This is a genomic window from Staphylococcus simiae (assembly GCF_002902085.1).
GTDB classification, from domain to species: domain Bacteria; phylum Bacillota; class Bacilli; order Staphylococcales; family Staphylococcaceae; genus Staphylococcus; species Staphylococcus simiae.
This window is the reverse complement of record NZ_PPQR01000021.1, coordinates 1-9,565: the sequence shown is the minus strand read 5'-3', so window position 1 is coordinate 9,565 and position 9,565 is coordinate 1. Positions and strand designations below refer to the sequence as shown.

Here is a 9,565-nt window from a genome sequence, read left to right as displayed (position 1 = left end):
TTACATCAATGACGATAAAATATGTCGATACGGCAGGTACAGATCAAACCATAAGTGCAACAAAAGCAAATAATATATGGTCACTCAATCCACCAGTTCAAGGTATTTCTATTGACAGTCAAACTGGAGTTGTTGATGTAGACCATACAGCTGTCCAACCACATAGCGAAGTAATAGCAACAGCCGTAAAAGGCAACAGTGATAGTAGTAGTGAAACGCAAGTTACTATGCCAATTAAAGAAGGTACACCAGCAGCACCAACTGTAACAGCAGATGAAGCAACGGCAAGCGTAGTAGTTACCCCACAAGGTGATACAAGTGCAATGACAATTGAATATACCGATACGACAGGTGCAGATCAGTCAATAACAGCGACAAATGTCAATAATCTATGGTCACTTAAATCAACAGTACCGGGAATTTCAATTAACAATCAAACAGGTGTCGTTACCGTAGACCATACTGCAGTTCAACCACATAGTGACATCATAGCAACAGCCGTAAAAGGCAATAGTGATGTTAGTGAAGAACATACAGTTCAGATGCCAATTAAAGAAGCGACCCCAACAGCACCCATTGTAGCAGCAGATGAAGCAACGGCAAGCGTAGTAGTTACCCCACAAGGTGATACAGGTGCAATGACAATTGAATATACCGATACGACAGGTGCAGATCAATCCATAACAGCAACAAAAGTGAATAATGTGTGGTCTTTCAATCCATCAGTTCAAGGTATAACTATCAACAATCAAACAGGTGTCGTTACCATAGACCATACAGCCGTCCAACCACATAGCGAAGTGACAGCAACAGCCGTAAAAGGCAATAGTGATGTTAGTGAAGAACATACAGTTCAGATGCCAATTAAAGAAACAACACCAGCAGCACCAACTGTAACAGCAGATGAAGCAACAGCAAGTGTCACGATTACCCCACAAGGTGATACAACATCGATGACGATAAAATATGTCGATACGACTGGAGCAGGTCAAACCATCACAGCAACAAAAGTGAATAATATGTGGTCTTTAAATCCATCAGTAGCAGGAATTTCAATTAACAATCAAACAGGTGTTGTTACTGTAGACCATACTGCAGTGCAGCTAAACAGTGCAGTCAATGTCTTTGCTGTCAATAAAAACAGTAATCCTAGTCAAACAGCTAGTATGACTATGAATGATAAAATGCCTACACCTCAAACAGCGGCAATTATCGAAGAAGATACAGACCAACATATCACAATGGTACGTCCACCAGAAAATGTGAATCAATTAATGATTGAAATTGACAATACTGATGCTTCTACATTTACCATTAATGCTGTAAAACAACAAAATGAATGGCAATTAGTGAATAATCAATATCCATCAGTTCATATTAATCCTAAGACTGGTGAAGTAACAATACCAGGTGACATCGCTCAATTTGAGGGAACGATTACAGCTACTGTAAAAAATGGTAATAGTGATGGAAAAAGTGTGACTCAAACATTAGCATCTGAAAAATTTGATGATGAAACATTACCTATACTTCATGTAACAGTATGGGTAGATACAGAAGGTAATATATTAAAAGACCCTGTTGAAGATGACAAAAACCCTGAAGAAGCTAAAGAAGTGGGAAGCTTTAAAGGTTATCAATATATAGGTATGGAAATGAAAGATGGTATTACACGTTATATCTTTAAAAAATTAAATTCGGTACCTCAAAATAATGTTAACCAAGCTGCAAATCCTAACAATAATCAAGAAAATCATCATACGTCTATAATAAATCAAAATAATGAAAATCATTCATTGCAAGCTAATAACCAAAGTAATGATACGGGGAATAATCAACAAACACCTACGATACAAAATAATGAGCATAATAATAGTCAAGATTTATCAAGCTCAAACGTTAATAATACAAATCATAACAATAAAGCACCGGAAGATTCGTCACAACAAGACAATCATTCAGGTGTCATTTCCAAAGATAATAATTCAGTACATGGTTCAGATTTAACACATGCACCTAATAACACTGGAACAACTAGTTCAACTGGACATAATGAACCGTTGATTTCGACTAGTCAACCTGAAGACGGTATTAATGCTATACAACAAGATCTACCTGTGCTTCATGTAACAGTTTGGATGGATACAAAAGGTCAAATATTAAAAGACCCTATTGAAGATGACAAATATCCAAAATCAGCAAGACAAGCTGGTGAAATTCCAGGATATCGTTTCCTTGAAACAAAAGTTAAAGATGGCATTACAATACACATTTTTGAAAAACTATCAAAAAATCGAAGACGAAGTCAAAGTAAGACACAACTTTCAACAGACAAAGAAACACTAACAAATATAATAAACCAACCGATAACAAAGGTAAAAAAAGAGGAAGAAGTATTAACTGTTAGTCATAACAACAGTGAACAAGTAACTAAGAAAGAAGATAAGAAAAATTTACCACAAGCGGGACAAGTAAATGACGACAATCATAGTTTAATGTACGCCTTAATGTCATTACTTGGATTATCATTAATTTTTAGACGTAAACATAAAGAACGTCAATAAATAAAATAACAAACAATATGAGTTAATTAAAAAAATTAACAATAAGCTTCATTAAGTTTATGTAATAATAAAACTTAATATAACGCCAATAAGCAGCAGTAAGATGATTATTAAAAAGACATCTTACTGTTGTTTTTTAATTTTATAACAGTAGTATATGTTAGATTTTCCAATCCTATAAAATTAACATTACTGTGACAAGAACATCTAAACATAGACGCTACAAATAATAAAATTTTTGTCAAAGTAATTAAAAAGAGTTAAAGGCAACAAGCATTTGTTTACCTTTAACTCTCATAAAAATATATCATGTTATGCTTTTAAATCATCAATCGCTTTGGCAATTGAATCAAAAACATGTGGAATATCTTCTTTTTCTACACAACTAAATGCAATACGAATATCAGTAGCATTTAAAGCAATAACACCAATTGAATAATGTTCGATTAAATGTTTACGCAAGTCTTCTGGATCAACACCAAGTACTTTAATAGCCATAAAGTAACCTGAATTAAAGTCATAAGCTTGCCAATATTTATTATATTTGGCATTATAAACAACTTCTTTTGTAACGTCATAGCGTTGTTGAAGTGTTTCGATATTTTTTGCAATTTCTTTATCAAATTGTTCATGATGTTTCAACACATGTTTGACGGCACTTTGAGTTGGCAGTGGTCCACTAGAAATATTACTACGAATTAAACCTTTCACTTTAGCTTCTAAGACATCTTTTGTTGTTTGATCAGATGTACCAAATGTCATAAATCCAACACGGAAGCCCCAAGCAAAGAACTCTTTAGTCGCACCATCTAAACGAACAGGTAAGATATTTTGTGAGTTTAGTTGTGTTAATGCTGTGAATAATGATTGTCTGTAAACATCTTCATAAAATAGACCATAATAGGCATCGTCAACCACAGCAATGACTTTGGTACCATTATCTGCAAGTGTTTTAATAGCTGTAACAATTGTTTCAACTTCATTAGCAGTTGGTGTGTAGCCAGTCGGATTGTTTGGATAATTTAACAACATAATGACTTTGTCTTTATTGTAATGTTCTAATGTTTCTACTAATGCACTCGTTGTGTAATGACCTTGCTCATCAAAAATAGGATATGTGTCGATTTGTGCACCGTTACGTGTGTCAAATACTAATTTATAATTGCCCCAATTATGTTCAGGTAATAAAATTGTATCATTTGAGTCTACAAATAAGTCTCCAACTAAAGATAAACCATGTGTTAAGGCATTTGTAACGATAGGACGTGTAATGTGCTCTTTAGTTAACTCTGGATTATCTTTCAACATTTTTTGTTGCCATAAATCTCTAAGTTCTTCTACACCTTGAGGAGGTGCATAAGGGAATATTTCATCCGGTGTTAAATCATTAAACATATTATCTAATGAAGGAGCGAACATTTTACCATCTTTATTCGTCGCCATACCAATAGTAGCATTAAATTTTGTACTTTTAGCTTCTGCTGATTGGGACAAAATACCTTTTGGATAAAACATATTGCGTCCTAAATTAGATAGCATAGCTAAGACTTGAGGATTGGATTGTTCAAGTTGTTGGTTTAAATTTTGGGCTAATGGATTCATTATTGACTAACCTCTCTTTTAAAAATTGACTTCAAATATATATTATCTTCAATTATAACAAAGATAAAGTGAAGTTGTGGCTTCTACCGACAAATTTAAAATTTGTAATTAAAATACGAACGTGTGTTCGTATTTTGTGTTAGAATATGTATAGAAACTTTTTAAAGTTTATTTTGATATTGTAATATAGGAGGTCATAAAATGGAATGGTGGCAAGAAGGATTAATGACATTGATTACTGGATCTCTTTTAATTGTGTTAAGGATTTGGTTAGAAAGCAAATGGAAAAATAAAAAATAGTTTAAAGCAATCAGTAACTATCATCTTAAATATTAAGGGTACAGTTCATTTAAAATTGAGTATATTAATTAATAAATGTTAAGCAACAACTTATCAAAGTGATGTTATAGAAGAACTCAACATGTAATCGTAAGTTTGTTATAATGGGAGACGTTGAGGTGAAATAAATGAAGCATTTAACAAAAATATTTGTAATTATTGCTATCATATTATTTGTTGTTGGTTATTATTTACAATCAACGCATAGTGAAGAACAAGGTATAAAGCTTTTACTAGCAGCAATTATGTTTATGATTTGTGCGTTTATTAGTAGACATAATGATCGACGTAAGAATAATAAGAAATAGCTAACTGCCTAACAATAACTTATGTGATAATCAAGAACTTATTCACATATAGATCATTGTTAGTGCAGTTTTTTATTAACAATTTTATTATCACAGCTAAGTTAGGATATGCTGAAGAGCATGTATTTAATAGGATTCTATATATAATCAGATACACATGACAGTAACTGTCTAATGAAAAAATGCTGGTGAATCAATGTTTTATCACTCTAATCACTATTACTAAAGTGGGTATGATACCTTATCAAAAAGTCATATGCAGATTTTATATTAATGTGCTAGAAGAATATCTACGCAATCATTGCTTTGATATATTTATGTCGGTTCCAATTTCATTAGCAATACAAACACATTTGTATTCTAAATAAGTCAATATTATTATTGGAAGAATTTTGACTCATTGGTAGGTTTATAGTTTACAAAACTGTATATAGTGTATATAGTGTGTATATACAGTTCTGGAAGGGGACATTCATGAAAATAATTTTGAAAAATAATAGTGACTCTCCAATATATGAACAAATCAAACAACAGATTAAAGAAAATATTCTTAAAGGATATGTTCAACCAGGAGAACACTTAGCATCAATGAGGGAATTAGCGAAAGATTTGAAAGTTAGTTTAATTACGACTAAAAGAGCATATGAAGATTTAGAAAAAGATGGCTTTGTAACAACAATTAGAGGTAAAGGGACTTTTGTGAAAGAACAAGATAGCGCTATCTTTAAAGAAAAGCAATTTTTTACAATTGAAAATTTAACTAAAGATTTAGTTAAAGAAGCTAAAACGATTGGTATGTCATTAGAAGAATTACAAGATATTTTAGCTCTTATATATGAGGAGGAATTATCTTGAATGCGATTGAATTAAATGGAGTAACATTCGAACAAGGTGGATTACAGCTTAATGATATCACCTTTCAAGTTCCTGAAGGCTATGTAACTGGATTTATCGGAACAAATGGTGCCGGAAAGACTACTATCATTCGTTTAATTATGGATTTATATAGTCCTCAGTCTGGTACTATTACACTGTGGCAACAACGTATGCAAGAAGATACAGTGGGTATTAAAGATAGAATTGGTTTTGTTTATTCTGAGAGCTATTTTAATGAAAATTGGTCAGTGAAAAAATTAGAAAAAATCATCTCACCATTTTATAGCAGGTGGGATCATGACAAATTTCTGCAATTACTACAGCAATTTAATATAGTACCTGAGAAAAAGATTAAAACATTATCAACTGGTATGAAAATGAAATTGTCATTAACCATAGCATTATCACATCACGCAGATTTATTTATATTTGATGAACCAACGTCAGGATTAGATCCGGTTGTTAGAAATGAAGTACTTGAAATGATTCAGCAAGAATTAATCAATAGTAATAAAACTGTATTTATGTCGACACATATTATTTCAGATTTAGAAATGATTGCTGATTATATTGTTTATCTCAGTGATGGACAAATCAAATTGCATGGGTCAACTAATGATATTTTACAACGTTATCAAATCATTCACGGTTCAATATTGGATTTAGATGATGAATTAGCATCATTGTTACTATATAAAGATGAACGTGCAACAGGTTTTACCGCATTAACAGAACATGGACAAATATTTAAAGAAATTTTAGGCAATAAAGTTGAAATTGAAAGACCAACAATCGAAAAGTTAATGGTTTATTTGGAAAATGGCAAAGACAATAGTCATAAGCAAAGTGGAGGTTTTAAACAATGAAAAACCTGATTATGAGAAATTTGAAATTGCGCCAATTGACACTTATTACATATGCTATTGCATTACTGTTTTATCCAATTTACGCCTCTTTTGCCAAAGACTCCATAACTTATTATATTTTTGGGTCATTAGCATTTATATTAGTTTTTATTATTTTTATACTTGATTCTGGTCATTTATTTAGAGTGCATAAACGCTTAGGTGGTAACAATTCCTATTTGATATTTGGTAGTTTGCCTGTGTCTAAAAAGGACTTATTAAACTCAAATTATATTACTTGTATCATTTTCACCTTTTTAGGTGCCTTAGTTCTATACTTATACGATGATAATTCAATGTCATTGGGTGTTAATGATATTTACTTTCCTACATTCTTCAATTTTATTGTAGCTAACTTTTTATCATTACCTGTTGCTTTTAGTAAAATGACTGAATTACGTAGAAGTTATATATCATATATATTTTATATTATTACTATTGCTTGGTTGTTACCGTTGTTTATTGCAATTGTGATAAATTTTGTCGATTATTTTATTTTTAATAGTTTCACTTTACCAAAGTACTATGTCTACATATTAAATTATGGTCTCATTGCCATAAGTATTGTAGCATTAATGATTAATTACTTTATTCAATATAGAAAAATAACGCGTCAATCAATTTAAAGGAGGACTTTGATGAAATTAGAAAATATTACTAAACAATATGGTACACAAAAAGTATTAGATGATATTAATTTTGATTTTGGAACAAGTCAAATTGTCGGATTAATTGGTAAAAATGGTGTTGGTAAAACAACATTAATGAAAGTCATGAATGGCAATATTATAAATTTTAAAGGGAAAGTAGCATTAAATCATAAAGATAATGTTGGCTTTTTAATTGAACATCCCAAATTATATGATAATAAATCAGGGTTATATAACTTGAAATTATTTGCTCAAGTCTTAGGGCAAGGTTTTGATAAAGCATATACTGATAAAATTATCGATGCATTTGGTATGAGACCCTATGTGAAGAAAAAAGTTAAGAAATATTCTATGGGAATGAAACAGAAGTTAGCGATTGCAGTGTCTTTAATGAATAAACCTAAATATTTAATATTGGATGAACCTACAAATGGTATGGATCCAGATGGTTCAATCGATGTATTAACAACTATACAAAGTTTAGTACAAGAATTAGGCATGAAAATTCTTATTTCAAGTCATAAACTAGAAGACATTGAGTTGATTTGTGATAGAGCAATCTTCCTAAGAGATGGTAACTTTGTACAAGATATTAATATGAAAGATGGTGGACCTCAAGAAGTGACACTAATAACAGTTAACCACGCTCAGTTTGATCAAGCTATTGAGGCACTATCAGTACAATTTGATATTAAACAATCTGAAAAAGCAGATGGCCATATCATGATTAAATCTCAAAAAAATTATGAGCAATTATTAAAAGTGTTAGCTAAGGAAAACATCTACCCACAATATATTGAAACACGTAAGAGTTCATTACGTGATACGTACTTCAATATTAATCAAAGAGGTGATAACTAATGAATATATTCCAACTCGTAAAATTTGATTTTTATAGTATTTTAAAAAGTCCATTAACATATATATCACTTATTGTGGTTGCTGGTTTATCAACGATGCAGACGATGTTAATGTCTAACGCTAAAACTAATCCATCGCATGAAGTAAATTACGACATGGTATTCGCGTTATCTAATTGGCTATTTTTATTCATAGGGTTATTATTTATTATTAAAACGATAACGCGTGATTATTCACAAGGGACAATACAATTATATATGAGTAAAATGAAGAGCCGTATTGGTTATATAGTTGCTAAGACAATATCAATCGTTGTAATTTCTTTATTATTTACATTGTTACAATATATCTTAATGTTCATATTACAACAAACAACAAAGGGAAAAGCTTTAGATGGAGATAAATTTTTAAATAATATTTGGTTTTATTTAATATTCTTCTTATTCTTTGGATTAGTGTTGTTATTCGTAACATTAGTCGTACAGCAAACAGCAGTGATATTCACATTAGGCATCTTTTTACTGTTAATCGTGCCATTTATTCAACCACTCATCGGTTTGATACCAACTATTGGAGATAAAATTAATAAGTCATTTAAATATTTACCATTTACGTATTTAACTAATAAAATGACAGAAGTTAATATTGATTTTACAAATTGGCAATGGTTCATTTCTATTGCATCTATCATTGTATTATTCATAGTTAGCGTATTATATGCCGCTAAAAAAGATATTTAATTAAAGTAAAAGCGAGTCATTGATCGACGTATCGAATATGACTCGCTTTTGTATTTGTTTATTTAGTTTCGAGTTTATTTAAGATGGAATTATATACCGCTTTCCAAAATGTAGTGTCTGTTTTATAACGATTAGAAATAATTAAATGTGTTTCTTTTTCTAAGTCATTATAATCTGGATGGTCTTTACTTGGCAATTTATCATTACGTATATCAGTCACAAATTTTTGTACTTCAGAAGCTCTTGGGCCCCAAACAGTTTCTTGTTCGTATTGATCATTCAAGAATACAAAAATAGGAATTGAGCGAGATTTACCATTTGTTAAGTATTGATCAATTAAGCGTGTATCATCATCTCTATGGAAAACACGTACATCAAGATTTAAAGCTTCGCTGATATGCTTCAAAATTGGCAAATTCATCATTGCATCGCCACACCAGTCTTCAGTAATGACTAATACTTTAGAGTAGTCCATGTTGCTGATTTTATTAAGGCGTTCGCTATCATTTGGCATGTCAAATGATTGATAGATTTCGATGATATTATCTTTGTTAGTTTTCATATTATCAATATAATCATTTAACGGTTGACTATTTTTGAAATAAGTTTCTAAATTTGTCATCGTAAAAACCTCCTTTAGCATTTACAATATTATACCAATTTATGTTAATAAAAGGTAATAAAATAAATTAATTGCATTATTTATGTTAAATCTTGTTA

General features: G+C 30.9%; 9 protein-coding genes and 1 pseudogene. 8 read left to right on the top strand and 2 right to left on the bottom strand.

Annotated features, from left to right (window positions below; all coding sequences use genetic code 11):
• A pseudogene (locus CD113_RS03465) lies at positions 1–2,564 on the top strand (hypothetical protein); the annotation flags it as partial.
• A 312-nt stretch (positions 2,565–2,876) separates the two neighbouring features.
• Here CD113_RS03465 and CD113_RS03460 read toward each other — a convergent pair.
• Complete coding sequence (locus CD113_RS03460) at positions 2,877–4,166, bottom strand: aminotransferase class I/II-fold pyridoxal phosphate-dependent enzyme (RefSeq protein WP_002465012.1); 1,290 nt, start codon at positions 4,164–4,166, stop codon at positions 2,877–2,879.
• Positions 4,167–4,367: 201 nt separating this feature from the next.
• Between CD113_RS03460 and CD113_RS03455 the strand changes: the two genes are divergently transcribed.
• From CD113_RS03455 to pmtD, 7 genes are all read left to right on the top strand, one after another.
• Entirely contained in the window at positions 4,368–4,466 is a 99-nt protein-coding gene (locus CD113_RS03455) for a Trp-rich small protein (protein WP_002465011.1), read from the top strand.
• 167 nt (positions 4,467–4,633) lie between these two features.
• Positions 4,634–4,813: an SE1626 family protein gene (locus CD113_RS03450; protein ID WP_002465010.1), complete on the top strand. Its 180-nt coding sequence runs from the start codon at positions 4,634–4,636 to the stop codon at positions 4,811–4,813.
• Positions 4,814–5,287: 474 nt separating this feature from the next.
• A complete protein-coding gene (gene pmtR / locus CD113_RS03445; RefSeq protein ID WP_002465009.1) occupies positions 5,288–5,668 on the top strand; it encodes a PSM export ABC transporter transcriptional regulator PmtR in 381 nt (126 codons plus the stop codon).
• Complete coding sequence (gene pmtA, locus CD113_RS03440; protein ID WP_002465008.1) at positions 5,665–6,555, top strand: phenol-soluble modulin export ABC transporter ATP-binding protein PmtA; 891 nt, start codon at positions 5,665–5,667, stop codon at positions 6,553–6,555. Before pmtR ends, pmtA begins: the two co-directional genes overlap by 4 nt.
• Positions 6,552–7,220 (top strand): phenol-soluble modulin export ABC transporter permease subunit PmtB, encoded by a 669-nt coding sequence (gene pmtB, locus CD113_RS03435; protein WP_002465007.1) that lies wholly within the window; start codon positions 6,552–6,554, stop codon positions 7,218–7,220. Before pmtA ends, pmtB begins: the two co-directional genes overlap by 4 nt.
• Positions 7,221–7,232: 12 nt before the next feature.
• Entirely contained in the window at positions 7,233–8,105 is an 873-nt protein-coding gene (gene pmtC / locus CD113_RS03430; RefSeq protein ID WP_002465006.1) for a phenol-soluble modulin export ABC transporter ATP-binding protein PmtC, read from the top strand.
• Positions 8,105–8,845, top strand: coding sequence for a phenol-soluble modulin export ABC transporter permease subunit PmtD (gene pmtD / locus CD113_RS03425; protein ID WP_002465005.1), 741 nt, complete (start codon positions 8,105–8,107; stop codon positions 8,843–8,845). The genes pmtC and pmtD overlap by 1 nt, the downstream gene beginning before the upstream one ends.
• Before the next feature lie 58 nt (positions 8,846–8,903).
• Here pmtD and CD113_RS03420 read toward each other — a convergent pair whose 3' ends face one another.
• Positions 8,904–9,467, bottom strand: coding sequence for a thioredoxin family protein (locus tag CD113_RS03420; protein ID WP_095092775.1), 564 nt, complete (start codon positions 9,465–9,467; stop codon positions 8,904–8,906).
• Positions 9,468–9,565: the final 98 nt, after the last annotated feature.